The sequence below is a fragment of the Rhizobium sp. P1_C7 genome, assembly GCF_056406295.1.
Window position 1 is genome coordinate 1 of sequence record NZ_JBFUAL010000080.1, and the last position, 549, is coordinate 549.

Genomic DNA, 549 nt, shown 5'->3' on the forward strand with positions numbered 1-549 from the left:
CGTGTCGGTGACCTGTGCGGTCGCCGGCGTCGTGTTAGGAACGAGGTTTTCGAAGCCGCCGCCCGTTGCGCTAAGAATCTGCGCCGTCAGGGATGACGGGTCCGTATAGACGTCGTCGCCATTGCCGGCGGCGAGCGTCAAAGTGCCGGTGGTGTGGCCGTCGGCGATGGTGATGTCGCCCTGATCGGTGTGGACAATCGTGACGCCGTGCGAGGCGCTCGACAGCGTCGCGGTGAACACGTAGCTGGCGCTATCACCTTCCGGCTGGGTCGAAGCGGTGAGGCTTACGGTCGTGGTATTGCTCGTGTCGGTGACCTGTGCGGTCGCCGGCGTCGTGTTAGGAACGAGGTTTTCGAAGCCGCCGCCCGTTGCGCTAAGAATCTGCGCCGTCAGGGATGACGGGTCCGTATAGACGTCGTCGCCATTGCCGGCGGCGAGCGTCAAAGTGCCGGTGGTGTGGCCGTCGGCGATGGTGATGTCGCCCTGATCGGTGTGGACAATCGTGACGCCGTGCGAGGCGCTCGACAGCGTCGCGGTGAACACGTAGCT

The 549-nt window shown here is 64.7% G+C and carries 1 protein-coding gene; it reads right to left on the minus strand.

Features of this window, described 5'->3' with window-relative positions; genetic code table 11:
- Positions 1–549 (minus strand): immunoglobulin-like domain-containing protein (locus AC1D2R_RS32250; RefSeq protein WP_477973884.1); only part of this gene is annotated, 549 nt, incomplete at both ends.